Genomic DNA, 14,281 nt, shown 5'->3' with positions numbered 1-14,281 from the left:
AGGTTGCCTGACCCGTGCCCATCATCGAACTTCAGCGCCGTATGCGGCAGCTCGGCGAGATCCGCATCGGCCACACCGTCGACACCGGCCGCGTTCGCGGTGGGCTCCACGCGGAGCGCGATGTGCCAGGAGTCGACGGCGAGCCCGAGGGCGCGGGCGCGGGTGGCGAGCCGGAACGCCTGCTCCTCGGGGGCGATCAGCAGCTCGGTGAGCAGTTGCGAGCGCGAGCGCACGGGGTGGTCGTCGGACTGGCCGCCGGAGGCGGCGAGAGCGGCGACGCCGAGGACCAGCCGGACGGCGCGGGCGAGATGGCCCTGCGGCGGCCCGGACCGGCCGGACCCGGCGCCCGGCGCGCCGGAACGGTCGCGAGAACCGGCTGACGCGCCCGGCCGGCCGCGGGAGCCGTCCGACGGGCCGGATCCGGTGGGCGGCCCGGAGCCGGTGGGCGGCCCGGAGCCGGTGAGCGGGCCGGAGCCGGTGAGCGGGCCGGAGCCGGTGGGCGGCCCGGAGCCGGTGGGCGGGGCGTCCGGCGGGTCCGCCGGGAGGTCCGCCGAGAAGACCGCGCCGTCGGTGCGGACCGGGACGCCGAGGGCCTGGGAGGCCGCCTCGGCGATCCGGTCGGGGTCGCCGCCCGCGCGCAGGACGGCCGAGGTCGCCGCCTCGGCCCGGGCCAGCGCGTCCGCCGCCGGGCCGGACAGGACCCGTTCGGCCGCCACCGCCAGCTCGGCGAGATCTCCGGTGAAGGCGAGCAGCGCGAGCGCGCCCCGCTCGGCCAGGGCCGTCGCGGTGGCGGGGAGCGGGGCGTCGAAGGAGGTGAGCACCAGGGCCGCGGCCGACGCCGCGGCGGCGTCGCGGATGGCGACGTCCAGGCGGTAGCCGGCCGCCTGCCGGGTGGCGGCGCCGGTCAGCACGATCATGGATCCGGGCGGCTGGCGGACCAGGTCGCGCAGGTCCTCCGCCAGCCGGACGTGGACGACCCGCCGGGCGGCGAGCGGGCCGGCCAGATGCCGCAGGCCGTCGAGGCCGGGTGCGCCCAGCAGGCGGTCCATCACCTTCCCAGTGTGCCAGGGTCACATTTACCCGGCCAACCGTGTTCTCCCAGCACAGGGAGCATGCGGGAGGCCGTCCGTAGCCTTTCGGTGTGGACATCGACATCGAACTGCTCCCCGCGTACGCGCGCGGCTGCGCCGTCCTGGGTTCGGGCGGCGGCGGATCGGTGTCGATGATGCGCGCGGTGGCCCAGCAGGCCCTGGAGGAGCACGGCCCGGTCCGCGTCGTCCAGCCGGAGGAGCTGGACGGCGACGCCCTCGTCATGCCCTGCGGCAGCGCGGGCACCTCCGCGGTGCAGGTCGAGCGGATCGGCGGCAGAGGCGAACCCGCCTACCTGCGCGACAAGGTCGAGAAGCTGCACGGCTCCCGCGTCGCGGCGCTGATGCCGAGCGAGATCGGCGGCGCCAACGGATGCGTCGCCGTGGCCTGGGCGGCCTACCTCGGGCTGCCGCTGGTCGACGCCGACGGCATGGGGCGGGCCTTCCCCCGGATGGACCAGACCGCGATGGAGCTGCACGGCATCAGCCCCACGCCCGCCGTGCTCTGCGACGAGCGCGGCCGGACCGTTGTGATCGACAACGTCGACGGCCGCTGGCTGGAGCGCCTGGTGCGGGTCTCGCTGGAGGCGTTCGGCGGGCAGGTGGCCTCCAGCGAGTACGTGCTGCGCGCCGGCCAGGTCCGGGCCGCCACCGTCACCGGCTCGGTCACCCGCGCGGCCGAGATCGGCCGGCGCCTGCCGGCTCCCCTGCTCACCGGGAAGGTCGCCGAGGTGGAGGGCGGCTCGATCCTCGTCGAGGGGCTGGGCCCGGACGCCGGACGGCTCGTCCGGATCGAGGCGCAGAGCGAATACCTGGCGGTCTTCGAGGACGGCGACCCGCTGGCCGCCGTCCCGGACGTCATCGCGCTGCTGGACACCAGGAGCGGCGACGCCGTCCAGGTCGAGCAGCTCCGGTACGGCCTGCGTGTGGGCGTCGTGCATCTGGAGTGCGACCCCGTCTGGCGGACTCCCGCCGGACTCCGGCTCGGCGGCCCCGAGGCCTTCGGGCTCCGCGGGCTCCCCGAGCTCCCCCGGCCTCGCGGGACGTCCGAGCCCGCCGCCTCCCCCCTGCCGCCGGCCCCGTCCGTTCCCTCCGGACCGTCCGGGACCGCGCGGCGCTCCGCGCCGGAGGTGGGGAGATGAACATCGGCGTGGACGTGGGGCCCACCAACACCGACGCCGCCGCGCTGGACGACGCCGGGGCCGTGCTGGCCACGGTCAAGGTGGGCTCGGTCCATGGCGACCCGGTGGCCGGCGTGGTCGCGGCGCTCGCGGCGCTCGGCTCCATCGGGCGCCTCCCGGCCGCGCCGGTCACGCGCGTCCCCCCGGCCGCCCTGCGCGTCCCCCGCACGCTCACGCACATCCGCTCCGGACACTCCGGCCGCGTCCCCCTCGCGCCCGGCGGCGCCGGGGCCGTCCGGGTCGCCGTCGGGCTGCGCGGGGCCGCCACCGCGGTCGCCGAGCGCGCCGGGCTCTGCCGGGTCGCCGCGCTGCGCATCGGCGGCCCCTCCGCGCAGGCCGTGCGGCCGTTCTTCGGCTGGCCCGCCGACCTGCTGGAGGCGGTCGAGGCGGGCGCGGGGATCGTCGACGGCGGCGGCGGCCTGGGCCCCGAGCACCGGACCCCGCTGGACCGCGAGGCGGTCGCCCGGTTCGCGGGCCGGGTGGCGGGGCGGGCCGAGACCGTGGCCGTGACCGGCGTGTTCTCCCCCATCGACGGGGACCAGGAACGCGAGGCCGCGGAGATCCTCCGCGCCGAGCTCGGGCCGGTGCCGGTCTCCCTCTCGGCCGACCTGGGCTCCCTGGGGCTGATCGAGCGGGAGAACGCGACGATCCTGGACGCGGCGCTCTCCCGGTTCGCCCAGGACACCGCCGAGCGGCTGGCCCTCGCCCTCCCCGGTGCGGCCGTCTTCGTGACCCGGGGGGACGGCACGCTGATGAGCCTGGAGTATCTGGCCCGCCATCCCGGCCTCAGCCTGGGCAGCGGGCCGGCGAGCACGCTGCGCGGCGCGGGCGTGCTGACCGGGCTGCGGGACGCGGTGGTCGCCGACGTGGGCGCGGGCCGCATCCGGGTCGGGGCGCTGGCCGGGGGTTTCCCCGAGGAGACCACGCGGGGCGCCGACATAGGCGGGGTGCCCGTGGGCTTCCGCATCCCCGAACTGATCCGGGTGCCCCGCGCCCCGGCCGGTGACCGCGCCCCCGGGCCCTCCGACCGCGTCCGCGGCCCGGCGGCCCCCCACCGTGGCCGCGCCCCCGACCCCCTCGGGGAGGACGGGACCCTCACGGAGCTGGCCGAGGCGGTGGACCGGCTGCAGCCGGGCCTGGACCGGCTGCCGGTGGTCATGGTGGGCGGCGGGGCGCCGGCCGTACCGGACGGGGCGCTGGGAGTCCCGGACGTCCGGCGGCCCGAGCACGGCCGGACCGCCGGGGCGATCGGCGCGGCGACCAGCCCGGTCGGCGGGCAGTACGAGCGGATCGTCCGCCTGGAGGGACGGGCCCCGCTCCCCGAGGCGCTCGACGCCGTCGTGGAGGAGGCGCGGGCGCACGCGGTGCGCGCCGGGGCCGATCCCCGGCACGTCGAGATCGTCGAGACCGACGCCTCCCCGCTGCCCTACCTGCCCGGCCCGTTCCTCAGGCTCCGTGCCCGGGCGGCCGGTCCCCCCTCACAGCTCTGAACCCCCCTGAAAGGCCTTCGCAATGATCGATGAGGACTACCCGCTGGAGCGGGTCCCGCAACAAGCCCGTTACTCCTGGTTCAACGTGGCCGTACAGCGCTTCGGCCAGCTGTCGGACCTGACGCAGTTCCTGCTCGGCGCGACGCTGGGCGCGGGGCTGTCGTTCTGGGGGGCGTTCTGGGCCTTCACGCTGGGGTCGGTGATCCTGGAGGTCGTCTGCATCTTCGTCGGCGTCGCCGGGATGCGCGAGGGCCTGTCCACCTCCGTGCTGGCCCGCTGGACCGGGTTCGGCCGGTACGGCTCCACGCTGATCGGCGTGATCATCACGCTGAGCCTGTTCGGCTGGTTCGGCGTGCAGACCGCGGTCTTCGCGGCGGGCCTGCACGCCATCATGGGCGGCGTCCCCCTGTGGGCCTGGTCGCTCATCGCCGGGCTCGGGGTGACCGCCCTGGTCCTCAAGGGGTTCAGGGCGATGGGCTGGACGGCCTTCGTCACCGTGCCCGCCTTCCTCGGGCTGGCCGGCTGGGCCATGTGGGTGGAGGTCTCCCGGCACAGCCTGGGCGAGCTGGTCTCCTCCGCGCCGTTCGGCGAGCCGATCACGATCGCCACCGGCGCGACGATCGTCGCCGGTTCCTACATCGTCGGCGCGGTCACCACCCCGGACATGACCCGCTTCAACCGCAGCACCGGTGACGTGGTCAAGCAGACGCTGGTCGGCATCTCCCTCGGTGAGTACGTGCTCGGCCTGGCCGGGGTGCTGCTCGCCTACGCCGTCAAGACCTCCGACATCGTCGCGATCATCACCGCCTCCTCGGGCGTCGTCGGCGTCGTCATCCTGGTCTCGGCCACCGTGAAGATCAACAACTGGAATCTCTACTCGGCGGCGCTCGGCCTGATGAACGCCGTGGAGTCCACGGTCGGCGTGCGGCTCAACCGGGTCGCCGTCACCCTCGGCATCGGCCTGCTGGGCAGCGTCGCCGCCGCGGCCGGGATCCTGGACGCCTTCGCCGGCTTCCTGTTCGTCCTCGGCGTCGTCACACCGCCGATCGCCGGGATCATGGTCGCCGAGTATTTCGTGGTCAAGCGCTGGCGGCCCGTCCTGGACGCCTCCCGGGAGCTCGGGCGGCTGCCCGAGACCGAGCCCGCCTGGGTGCCCGCCACCCTCGTGATCTGGGGGGCCGCGGCCCTGGTCGGCTGGCTGAGCGACACCTACGGGTGGATCGGCATCCCCGCCCTCAACTCCCTCGTCCTGGCCGGGCTCGGCTACGTCGCCGCCGGAAGGCTCGGCCTGGTCCGGGGGACACGGGAACTCCCCGTCGAACAGCCCGCCGTACACGCCTGAAAGCCATCGGGAAGAAGAGCATGATGCGCATCGGAATCGACGTCGGCGGCACCAACACCGACGCCGCCCTGCTCGGCGACGCCGGCGAGGTGCTGGCCGCCGTCAAGTCCCCCACCACGGCGGACGTCACCTCCGGCGTGGCAGGGGCGATCACCGCCCTCGGCGCCGCCGACGCCTCCGCCGTGATGATCGGCACCACCCACTTCGTCAACGCGCTGGTGGAGGCCTCCCGCCTGGAGCCCGTCGCCGCCGTACGGCTGGGCCTGCCCGCCACCGCCGCGCTGCCGCCGATGGTCGACTGGCCGGCCCGGCTGCGCGAGGTCGTCAGGGGGCACGACTACCTGTGCCACGGCGGCCACGAGTACGACGGCACCCCCATCTCCGATCTCGACCCCGAGGAGCTGAAGCGGGTCGCGGCCGACATCGCCGCCCGGGGGCTGCGCTCGGTGGCGGTCTCCTCGGTCTTCTCTCCGGTCAGCGGGGAGTTCGAGCTGCGCGCCGCGGAGATCCTGGCCGCCGAGCTCGGCCCGGAGGTCCACCTGTCGCTGTCCCACGAGATCGGCAGGATCGGCCTGCTGGCCAGGGAGAACGCCACCATCGTCAACGCCGCCCTGCGGCCGCTCGCCGAGCGCACCGTCGGCGCCTTCGAGGAGGCGCTGAAGACCGCGAGCATCGTCGCCCCGCTGTTCCTGTCGCAGAACGACGGGACGCTGATGGACCTCCGGCAGGCGCAGCGCTACCCGGTGGCGACGTTCGCCTCGGGGCCGACCAACTCGATGCGGGGCGCGGCGTACCTGTCCGGGCTCACCGACTGCGCCGTGGTCGACATCGGCGGCACCACCACCGACGTGGGCATCCTGGTCGGCGGCTTCCCCCGGGAGGCCACCGGCGAGGCGGAGCTGGCCGGGGTGCGGACCAACTTCCGCATCCCCGACGTGCTGTCGCTGGGCATCGGCGGCGGCTCGCTCATCGCCCCGGACGGCTCGGCCGGGCCGCGCAGCGTCGGCTACCGGCTCACCGAGGAGGCCCTGGTCTTCGGCGGCTCCACCCTCACCGCCACCGACCTGGCGGTGGCGGCCGGCTACGCCGAGATCGGCGACCCCTCGCTCGTCGCGCACCTCGACCCCCGCGCCGCGCTGGCGCGGATCGCCGAGCGCGTCGCCGAGACCGTGGACCGGATGCGGACCTCGGCCGCCCCGCTGCCCGTCGTCGCCGTCGGCGGCGGCAGCATCCTCGTCCCCGACGGCCTGCCCGGCTTCGACGAGGTCCACCGGCCCGGCCACTTCGCCGTCGCCAACGCCGTCGGCGCGGCCATCGCGCAGGTCGGCGGCGAGGTGGACCAGGTCTTCTCCGGAGCCCGCGACGCCATGCTCGACGAGGCCCGCGACAAGGCGGTCTCCCGCGCCGAACGGGCCGGGGCCCGCGCCGGCAGCGTGCGGATCGTCGAGGTGGAGGAGATCCCCCTGGCCTACCTGCCCGGCGGCGCGACCCGCGTCCGCGTCAAGGCGGTCGGCGACCTGGACCTGGAGAAGATCAATGCGTGAACTCGGAGCCGACCAGCTCGACGACCTCGCCCGCGGCGCCGGGATCCTGGGCACCGGCGGCGGGGGCGACCCCTACATCGGCAAGCTCCTGGCCCGCGAGGCGATCCGCGCCCACGGCCCGGTGACCGTCCTGGACATCGACGAGGTGCCGCGCGACGCCACCGTCGTGCCGGTCTCCGGCATGGGCGCGCCGACCGTGCTGCTGGAGAAGCTCCCGGCGGGCACCGAGGAGCTCACCGCCCTGCGCGCGCTGGAGGCCGTGCTCGGCCGGCGGGCCACCCACATCGTCCCGATCGAGGTCGGCGGCGTGAACTCCATGATCCCCATCGCCGCCGCCGCCCAGGCCGGGCTGCCGCTGGTCGACGGGGACGCCATGGGCCGGGCCTTCCCCGAGGCCCAGATGGTGCTGCCCACGCTGATCGGCGTCTCGACCACCCCGATGGCCCTGGCCGACGACAAGGGCAACACCCTGGTCGTCGACGCGGTCTCCAACCGGTGGTCGGAGAAGATCGCCCGGGCGGCCTGCGTGGAGATGGGCTGCCAGGTCTCCTGCGCCGACACCGTGCTCCGCGGCGACCAGCTCCGCGACGGGCTGGTCCCGGCGACGCTCACGCTGGCGGAGGACCTGGGCCGGGCCGTACGGCTGGCGCGGGCCGAGCACTCCGACCCGGTGGAGGCGGCCAGGCGGCTGCTGGAGGGCGTGCGCCTGCTCAGCGGCAAGGTCGTCGACGTGGAGCGCCGCACCACCGGCGGCTTCGCCCGGGGCCGCGCCCGGCTGGAGGGCCCGGACGGCGTCCTGGAGCTGAGCTTCCAGAACGAGCACCTGCTGGCCGTGCGGGACGGCGCCACCGTCGCGACCACCCCGGACCTGATCTGCGTCCTGGACACCGACACCGGCGAGCCGGTCACCACCGAGGCCATGCGGTACGGCCTGCGTGTCACGGTGATCGCGGCGCCCTGCGACCCCCGGTGGACCACCCCCGCCGGGCTGGCGCTCGCCGGGCCGCGCTACTTCGGCTACGACTGCGATCACGTGCCCCTGGCCGGCGTGCGGGGGTAGGCCCGGCGCCGTCCGCGGGCCGGGCGGGCCGCCGGGGCGGGCCGCCGGATCCGGTGGATCCGGCCGGATGGGTGGAGCGGCACGCCGCGGTCGCCTAACCTGTAGGGACGAGGGGAGTACTTCCCAAGAACCGGTCCGGTCAATACGGACGCCCCACGGCGTCCCCGGGCGGTCGCCCGCGAGGTGCGGGTGAAGGAGACCTCGAATGGCCGAGCGCATTCGAGGAGCCCCCATGCCGGCTGACAGACCGCTTCCGACCTCCGCTCCGGCCCCCGCCGGTCCGCTCCGGCCGGAGACGGTCCCCGCCGGTGAGCTGAGCTATCCCCCCGGGTCGCTGGTGCTGCTCGCCGGGCTGCCCGGCGCGGGCAAGAGCACCCTGCTGGACCGGCTGTACGGACTGCGCGGCGACGAGCGGGGACCGGTCCGGGCCGGCACGGTGCGGGTGATCGACTCGCGGCAGTCCCGCAACTGGTGGGCCCGCTATCTCGGCCCGATCCCGCCGCGGATCCGCACCCCGATCGTGCACGCCACCCATGTGTCGCGGATCGCGCGGGCGCTGCTGCGCGGGCACGGCGTCGTCGCGCACACCCGGGGCACCTGGCCGCACATCCTGTACGGCTTCGCCTGGCTGACCCGCCGGGTCGGCAGCGAGGTCCACCTGATCCTGCTGGACGTCGAGCCGGAGGTCGCGCGCGCGGGGCAGCTGTCCCGCGGCCGGGTCGTCACCGCCACCGGCTTCGCCCGGCACTGCCGGCGCTGGCGGGTGCTCGTCGCCCGCGCCCGCGGCGGCTCCCTCCCGCCGGCCGCGGGCGTCACCGTGCTGGACCGCCCGGCGGCCGACCTGCTGGGCGCCATCCGTTTCGACAGGCTGCCGGACCCGCGGCGGGAAGAGCACCGCTAGGAGCCGTCCCCCGTCGCGGCCCACCTCCGGCACCACGCGGACGGACACCTCCGCGAGGAGCACGGACCCGGCCGCGGACATCGGTGAACGGGCCCGCCCGCGGGCCGGTGCGGCTAGCGGGCGGAGACCCTCAGGTCGGCGAGGATCGCGCGGTGGTCGCTGCCCGACCCCGGCAGCACCCGGCTGTCGAGGCCGGTGAAACCCCGGGTGAGCACGTGGTCCAGGCGGACGGCGGGCCAGGCGTCGGGCCAGGTGAACTGCAGGCCGGTGCCGGCCTGCTCCGACACCGGCGACAGCAGCGCGGTGAGGCGGCTCAGCTCCCGGTCGGTGGTCGCGGTGTTCAGGTCGCCGACGACGATGATCCGGGGGCTGGGGTCCGCCTGGACCGCGCGGGCCAGGGCCTCCACCTCGGCGTTGCGGTTGGCGATGACGGACGGCCGGTAGGGGCGGAAGGAGGCCAGGTGCACCGCGTAGAGGCTGACCGGGCCCTGCGGCGTGTCGATGATCGCCTGCTGTGCGCGCAGCACCCCGGGCACCGGCCGTGGAAGGCCCTCGAAGGGGTATCTGCTCCACACCGCCACACCCGGGTTGCCGGGGAAGCGGTGGGGGTAGCCGGGGTTGATCTCCCGGACGAAGGCGGAGTCGACCGCTCCGTCGGCCGGCGCCGGGTCGTCGGGGATCTCCGCGGCCACGAGGATGTCCGCGTCGGCGGCCCGCAGCGCCCTGGCCGTCGCCACCAGGTCGCCGTTGGCGTAGCTGACGTTCTGGTGGACCACGCGCAGGTCCCGCGGGCCGGCGCCGGCGGTGCGGACGAACGCGGGCCCGAAGATCGCCGCCCACATCACGGCCGGGATCACCACTCCGGTCAGCGCGAGCCACGACCAGCGGGCGAGGGCGGCCAGGGCCAGGGCCGGGACCGCCAGGCCCAGCCAGGGCAGGCCGCTGTCGAGCGTGTTGCCCAGGCCCCGCCAGTTGGGCACCTGCCGGTGTCCCGCCAGGACGAGAGCGACCAGCACACCCGCGACCGCTGTCAGCCCGCCTCGGAACCGCGGCGACATGATGATGAGAGATCCCTTCGGCGGCTGCGGGTCCCGGTGCCCTTCACCGAAGCAGTTCATCACGGCGTCGGCGGATGCGGCGAGGAGGCTTGCGGTGTCGGAGGGGCCGACATGCCCGTGCCTGGCGGACGATTTTACCGTCGCCCGGCGATCTCCTCCACCTTCCCGCCTCCCGGCCGCCGCCCCCGCACCCCGCGCCTTCCCGCCCCCGCGCCCCGGCCGCCGCTCCCCCTCATCGGCCGCCGCGCCCTCTCACCGGCCGGGCACGGCGTCCAGCGGCGGGGCGGCCGGGGACGCCGGGGGGACGCACGCCCGGTCGTCGCACCCGGCCGGCCCGGCGACCGGGTGGAGCAGGCCGGCAGGCTCGGCCGCCGGGCGGAGCAGGCCGGCCAGTCCCCCCTCCCTCCCGTACGGCCGGGCGCGGAGCGCCTCGGCGATCAGCCCGGAGCGCGGATGGCACTCCCTCAGCTCGGCGTAGCGCAGCGCCACCACACGGGCCACGGCGGCCGGGCTGTCCAGGCTGTAGACGGCGTAGAGCCGCTGCCTGGTCCTCGGCGACAGGCGCCCGGTCCACCAGCGGTAGACCACGCCGTCCGTCCAGACCACTAGGTCGGCCCAGACGGACACCAGGGCCAGGCCGTAGCCGTCGTGGACGTCGCCCTCGACGCCGTGCCGCGCCAGTTCGTCACGGAGCAGACACGCGGCGTGAACGGCGGGCGTCTCCGCGAGCACGCCTCGGAGGTTCGCCACTGCCCACCTCCTCTCGGCGTTCGATGAAAACGGCAGACCGTTTCCCATTCCCAGGGTGCCGTGGGATGATTACTTTCGGTAGGTGTCCGATTACTAAGAGACACATGCATCTCGGTTGGGGTCCGCTGTGGGACCCACCCCGACACATGTAGGACCCGAAAGGACGGGAGCCCCCATGCCCGCCCCAAACGAGCTGGATCCCAGTGCCAGTGTCATGGCCTACTGGGGTTCCGAGCTGCGCCGGCTGCGAGAGGCCATGGGCTGGAGCCAGCAGGAGCTCGCCAAGCGGACGACTTACTCCACCTCGCTGGTGGGCCTGGTCGAGACCGCCATGCGCGCTCCGACCAGGAAGTTCGCGCAGAGATGCGACGAGGTGCTGGAGACCGGCGGAACGCTCGTCAAGCTCTGGCCGCTGATCGGCCGGGAGTCCTCGCCCGCCTGGGTCCGCTCACTGTTCGAGCTGGAGTGGGAGGCGCGCACCCTGCGCAACTACCAGCTCGCGGTGGTGCCGGGGCTGCTGCAGACCGAGGACTACGCACGGACGCTGACCCGCTCGGGTCGGCCGTTCGACACCGTCGAGCAGGTGGAGGAGATGGTGACGGTGCGGATGCAGCGGCAACGGCTGCTGGACCGGCCCGATCCGCCGATTCTCTTCGTCCTGCTGGATGAGGCCGTGCTGGCGCGCCCCATCGGCGGTGCCCGGGTGATGCGAGAGCAGCTCGAGCACCTCCTGGAGGCGACCGCGCGGCCACGGGTCACCCTTCAGGTGATCCCGTTCGAGGTGGGGGCCTACCCCGGGCTGGCCGGACCCATGTTGGTCCTCTCCTTCAAGGGGGCGCCCGACGTGGTCTACATGGAGAACGCGGAGAACGCGCAGCTCCTGACCGATCCGGCCCGGGTCGACCCCCTGTCGGCCCAGTTCGACGCATTGCGTTCCTGGGCACTCCCACAGGCCGCCTCGGCGGCCTTTATCGAGAAGAGGATGAGTTCATGGATCTGACCGGTGCCCGGTGGCGCAAGAGCAGCCGCAGCAACGGCAACGGTGGTGAGTGCGTCGAGGTGGCCGTCAACCTCCCCGGCGTCGTCGCCGTCCGCGACAGCAAGAACCCCGACGGTCCCGCGCTGCTGTTCTCCCCGGAGGTGTGGGCCACCTTCCTGACCCGCATCAAGGGCGGCTCGCTCTAGAGCCGTCCACCGCGTGGTGAGGTCGCTCCTGCGGGCGTAGCGTAGATCTTCCACCCCGGCGGCACCCATCGTGGATACAAGCCCGAACTGTTTGGGTATGCGACTCATTCAGGGGAAGTGCGCCAGGCAGAGCTCGACGCCGGTGCGCACGGAGGGTCTGGCCAGGGAAGGCACGATGAGAGCTGCCCGGCAGGAGAGGGCCAGCGGGCTGGGGCTGGAGGTGTTCGATCCGGCCCCTGTCGGGGTGTCGGTGAGCAGTGTGCGAGACCACCGGCTGGTCTACGCCAATGCCGTCTACCGGTCGGTCTTCGGTGACAGGTCGATCAGGGCCCTCGCGCGCGAGGCGTTCAGCGATCACGTCGAACGGGACTACTACTTCGGCCTGCTGGACCAGGTCCTGAGCACCGGGGAGCCGGTGACCGTCACCGAGGCCTCGGTGGCCATCGACTACGCCGACACCGGCCCGCAGGAGCGTTTCTTCACCTTCAGCCTCTCGGAGATCTCTCTCGGCGGCGACGAGCGCGGGGTGCTGCTGGTGTCGGTGGAGGTCACCGAGCAGGTCACCGCCGCGCGGCGGATCAAGGCCCTCGCCGAGGAGCGGGGCCGCCTGCTCCAGCGCTACCGGAAGCTGGGCAGCGTCGGCGCGGAGATGGTCTGGGTGACCGCGCCCGACGGCAGTGTCATCGAGCCGAGCCCGGGCTGGGAGAAGGTGACCGGGCAGTCGTGGGAGGAGTTCAGGGAGGAGGGGTGGCTGGAGGCCGTCCACCCCGACGACCGCGAGCCGACCGTCCAGTCGTGGTCCCGGGCGGCCCGGGAGGTGCCGCCCCTGTGGGAGCACGTCCACCGGATACGCCGCGCCGACGGCACCTACCGGCACTTCAACGTCCGGGCCGTGCCGGTGCTGGAGGGCGACACCGTGGTGGAGTGGGTGGGCAGCTGCACCGACATCGAGCAGGAGTGGCAGGAGGACCAGCGCCGGGAGCTGCTCGACCGGGCCGCCGCCGCCACCGCCGACATCACGCGCCTGGAGGAGATGCTCACCGCGTTGGCCCATGTGATCGTGCCGGACCTCGCCGACGGCTGCATCATCTACCTGCTGCCCCATTCGCCGGACCGGCCCGAGCACGCGCCGCTCCTGGCGCACCTCGTCGCCTCCGCGGTCCGGCCCGGCCTGCCCGCGCTGCCCGAGCACGGCGAGGAGACCTTCGCCCCCGACAACGTGTTCGCCCGCACGGTACGGCGCCGCCGCCCCGTTCACCGGACGTTCCCGCCGGGGGCCCCGGCGCCCGGCGTCGCGCCGGCGGAGGCCGAGGCGTGGCTCGTCTCGGCCGCGGCCAACAGCGTGGTCCTCGTGCCGGTCATCGTCGACGGCACCGTGGCAGCGGTGGTGGCCGCCTCCGCCTGCGGGGGACGCCCCCCGCTCAGCACCTCCGACGTCGCCCTGATAGGCCAGATGCTCGACCACGCGCACGACCCCTTCAGCAACGCCATCGAATACCGGCGCACGCAGCGCACGGCGCTGGCCATGCAGCACAGCCTGCTCCCGGAGCCGCCCGCCGTCCCGGGCCTGCAGATCACCGCCCGTTACCGGCCGAGCCCCGCCGCCGCCGAGGTCGGCGGGGACTGGTACGACTGCTTCCGGCTCCGCGACGGCGCCACCATGCTGACGATCGGCGACGTGGCCGGCCACGACCTGCCGGCCGCCGTCACCATGAGCCAGCTGCGCAACATGCTCAGAGGGCTGGCCGTCGACCGGGAGGAGCCGGTCGGAGACATCCTGAGGCGCCTGGACACGGCCATGGAGACCCTCTACGGCGAGGAGACCGCGACCTGCGTCCTGGCGCGCCTGGAGACGACGGAGGGCGGCTGGCAGCTGAGCTACTCGGTGGCCGGGCACCCGCCGCCCCTGCTGGTCACCCCCGACGGCCGCGGCCGTCTCCTGGAGGGGGCCGCCAACCCCCTCCTGGGCGTGCTGCGTGACAGGCCGCGCACCAACGCCGTCGAGCCGTTGCCACCGGGCAGCACGCTGCTGCTGTACACCGACGGCCTCGTCGAACGCCCGGGCGAGCACCTCGACGTGAGCCTGGACCGGCTGTGCCGGCACGCGACCACGCTCGCCGGGGAGCCGCTGGAGGACTTCTGCGAGGGACTGCTGACCGATCTGACCGCCGGAGGGAAGGACGACATCGCCATGATCGCGGTGCGCCTGCCGTCCGGGCCGCTCACAGCGGCAGGACGCCCCCCGGTTTGAGGGCCTTCATGGCGATCTGGGAGGTGAGCTTGTCGAGCCCGGGCAGGCGGCCGAGCTTCTCCAGGCAGAGCTGGCTGTAGGAGTCCATGTCGGGCACCGCGACCCGCAGCACGTAGTCGGGGCGGCCGAACATGCGCAGGCACTCGACCACGTCCTCGACCTCCATGACCGCCGCCTCGAAGGCGGTGACGGTCTCGGCGTCCTGCCCCTCCAGCTCGACGTAGGCGAGGACCTGGAACCCGCGCCCGACGGCGGTGGGGTCGACCATGGCGCGGTAGCCGGTTATCACCCCCGACTCCTCAAGATTGCGGACCCGGCGCAGGCACGGCGAAGGGGTCAGCCGTACCCGCTCGGCGAGTTCGAGGTTGCTGAGCCGCCCTTCCGCCTGCAGAAGACCGAGAATTGCGCGATCGGTTGCATCCATGGCAATG

General features: G+C 74.5%; 12 protein-coding genes and 1 pseudogene. 9 read left to right on the top strand and 4 right to left on the bottom strand.

Going from position 1 to position 14,281, the window contains the following annotated elements; all coding sequences use genetic code 11:
• A pseudogene (locus ACWDS7_RS16930) lies at window positions 1-1,049 on the bottom strand (hypothetical protein); the annotation flags it as partial.
• 92 nt (window positions 1,050-1,141) lie between these two features.
• Here ACWDS7_RS16930 and ACWDS7_RS16925 point away from each other — a divergent pair.
• The 6 genes from ACWDS7_RS16925 to ACWDS7_RS16900 all read left to right on the top strand — a co-directional run bounded on the left by ACWDS7_RS16925 (window position 1,142) and on the right by ACWDS7_RS16900 (window position 8,606).
• A complete protein-coding gene (locus ACWDS7_RS16925) occupies window positions 1,142-2,230 on the top strand; it encodes a DUF917 domain-containing protein (RefSeq protein ID WP_451930051.1) in 1,089 nt (362 codons plus the stop codon).
• Window positions 2,227-3,759, top strand: coding sequence for a hydantoinase/oxoprolinase N-terminal domain-containing protein (locus ACWDS7_RS16920; RefSeq protein WP_451930050.1), 1,533 nt, complete (start codon window positions 2,227-2,229; stop codon window positions 3,757-3,759). The genes ACWDS7_RS16925 and ACWDS7_RS16920 overlap by 4 nt, the downstream gene beginning before the upstream one ends.
• A gap of 22 nt (window positions 3,760-3,781) precedes the next feature.
• Window positions 3,782-5,101: a purine-cytosine permease family protein gene (locus ACWDS7_RS16915; RefSeq protein ID WP_451930049.1), complete on the top strand. Its 1,320-nt coding sequence runs from the start codon at window positions 3,782-3,784 to the stop codon at window positions 5,099-5,101.
• 20 nt (window positions 5,102-5,121) lie between these two features.
• Window positions 5,122-6,645 (top strand): hydantoinase/oxoprolinase N-terminal domain-containing protein, encoded by a 1,524-nt coding sequence (locus tag ACWDS7_RS16910; protein WP_451930048.1) that lies wholly within the window; start codon window positions 5,122-5,124, stop codon window positions 6,643-6,645.
• Window positions 6,638-7,705: a DUF917 domain-containing protein gene (locus tag ACWDS7_RS16905; RefSeq protein ID WP_451930047.1), complete on the top strand. Its 1,068-nt coding sequence runs from the start codon at window positions 6,638-6,640 to the stop codon at window positions 7,703-7,705. The genes ACWDS7_RS16910 and ACWDS7_RS16905 overlap by 8 nt, the downstream gene beginning before the upstream one ends.
• A 232-nt stretch (window positions 7,706-7,937) precedes the next feature.
• Entirely contained in the window at window positions 7,938-8,606 is a 669-nt protein-coding gene (locus ACWDS7_RS16900; protein WP_451930046.1) for an AAA family ATPase, read from the top strand.
• A gap of 113 nt (window positions 8,607-8,719) precedes the next feature.
• Here the strand turns inward: ACWDS7_RS16900 and ACWDS7_RS16895 are convergent, their stop codons facing one another.
• Window positions 8,720-9,664 carry an endonuclease/exonuclease/phosphatase family protein gene (locus ACWDS7_RS16895; RefSeq protein WP_451930045.1) on the bottom strand — a complete coding sequence of 315 codons (945 nt, stop codon included), beginning with the start codon at window positions 9,662-9,664 and terminating at the stop codon, window positions 8,720-8,722.
• Between the two features lie 252 nt (window positions 9,665-9,916).
• Window positions 9,917-10,414 carry a hypothetical protein gene (locus ACWDS7_RS16890; RefSeq protein ID WP_451930044.1) on the bottom strand — a complete coding sequence of 166 codons (498 nt, stop codon included), beginning with the start codon at window positions 10,412-10,414 and terminating at the stop codon, window positions 9,917-9,919.
• A gap of 175 nt (window positions 10,415-10,589) precedes the next feature.
• Here ACWDS7_RS16890 and ACWDS7_RS16885 point away from each other — a divergent pair, with 175 nt between their 5' ends.
• The 3 genes from ACWDS7_RS16885 (at window position 10,590) to ACWDS7_RS16875 (ending at window position 13,850) form a co-directional block, all read left to right on the top strand.
• Window positions 10,590-11,414 (top strand): helix-turn-helix domain-containing protein, encoded by an 825-nt coding sequence (locus tag ACWDS7_RS16885; RefSeq protein ID WP_306858318.1) that lies wholly within the window; start codon window positions 10,590-10,592, stop codon window positions 11,412-11,414.
• Window positions 11,405-11,599 carry a DUF397 domain-containing protein gene (locus ACWDS7_RS16880; protein WP_086577970.1) on the top strand — a complete coding sequence of 65 codons (195 nt, stop codon included), beginning with the start codon at window positions 11,405-11,407 and terminating at the stop codon, window positions 11,597-11,599. The genes ACWDS7_RS16885 and ACWDS7_RS16880 overlap by 10 nt, the downstream gene beginning before the upstream one ends.
• A gap of 175 nt (window positions 11,600-11,774) precedes the next feature.
• Window positions 11,775-13,850 carry a SpoIIE family protein phosphatase gene (locus ACWDS7_RS16875; protein ID WP_451930043.1) on the top strand — a complete coding sequence of 692 codons (2,076 nt, stop codon included), beginning with the start codon at window positions 11,775-11,777 and terminating at the stop codon, window positions 13,848-13,850.
• On the opposite strand, the gene ACWDS7_RS16870 is transcribed toward ACWDS7_RS16875, so the two are convergent.
• Window positions 13,822-14,274 carry an Lrp/AsnC family transcriptional regulator gene (locus tag ACWDS7_RS16870; protein ID WP_306858313.1) on the bottom strand — a complete coding sequence of 151 codons (453 nt, stop codon included), beginning with the start codon at window positions 14,272-14,274 and terminating at the stop codon, window positions 13,822-13,824. The two genes, ACWDS7_RS16875 and ACWDS7_RS16870, sit on opposite strands and share 29 nt — an antisense overlap.
• Window positions 14,275-14,281 lie beyond the last annotated feature (7 nt).

This window comes from Streptosporangium sp. NPDC003464 (assembly GCF_053588315.1).
Note: the sequence above shows the minus strand (reverse complement) of the source record. Positions and strands in the feature narration are given on the sequence as shown.

What these genes read in the sequence shown, in the direction of transcription:
- ACWDS7_RS16920 (WP_451930050.1), top strand. Translation starts at nt 2,227, where the DNA reads ATGAACATCGGCGTGGACGTGGGGCCCACCAACACCGACGCCGCCGCG.
- ACWDS7_RS16915 (WP_451930049.1), top strand. Translation starts at nt 3,782, where the DNA reads ATGATCGATGAGGACTACCCGCTGGAGCGGGTCCCGCAACAAGCCCGT.
- ACWDS7_RS16910 (WP_451930048.1), top strand. Translation starts at nt 5,122, where the DNA reads ATGATGCGCATCGGAATCGACGTCGGCGGCACCAACACCGACGCCGCC.
- ACWDS7_RS16905 (WP_451930047.1), top strand. Translation starts at nt 6,638, where the DNA reads ATGCGTGAACTCGGAGCCGACCAGCTCGACGACCTCGCCCGCGGCGCC.
- ACWDS7_RS16900 (WP_451930046.1), top strand. Translation starts at nt 7,938, where the DNA reads ATGCCGGCTGACAGACCGCTTCCGACCTCCGCTCCGGCCCCCGCCGGT.
- ACWDS7_RS16895 (WP_451930045.1), bottom strand. Translation starts at nt 9,664, where the DNA reads ATGTCGCCGCGGTTCCGAGGCGGGCTGACAGCGGTCGCGGGTGTGCTG.
- ACWDS7_RS16885 (WP_306858318.1), top strand. Translation starts at nt 10,590, where the DNA reads ATGCCCGCCCCAAACGAGCTGGATCCCAGTGCCAGTGTCATGGCCTAC.
- ACWDS7_RS16880 (WP_086577970.1), top strand. Translation starts at nt 11,405, where the DNA reads ATGGATCTGACCGGTGCCCGGTGGCGCAAGAGCAGCCGCAGCAACGGC.
- ACWDS7_RS16875 (WP_451930043.1), top strand. Translation starts at nt 11,775, where the DNA reads ATGAGAGCTGCCCGGCAGGAGAGGGCCAGCGGGCTGGGGCTGGAGGTG.
- ACWDS7_RS16870 (WP_306858313.1), bottom strand. Translation starts at nt 14,274, where the DNA reads ATGGATGCAACCGATCGCGCAATTCTCGGTCTTCTGCAGGCGGAAGGG.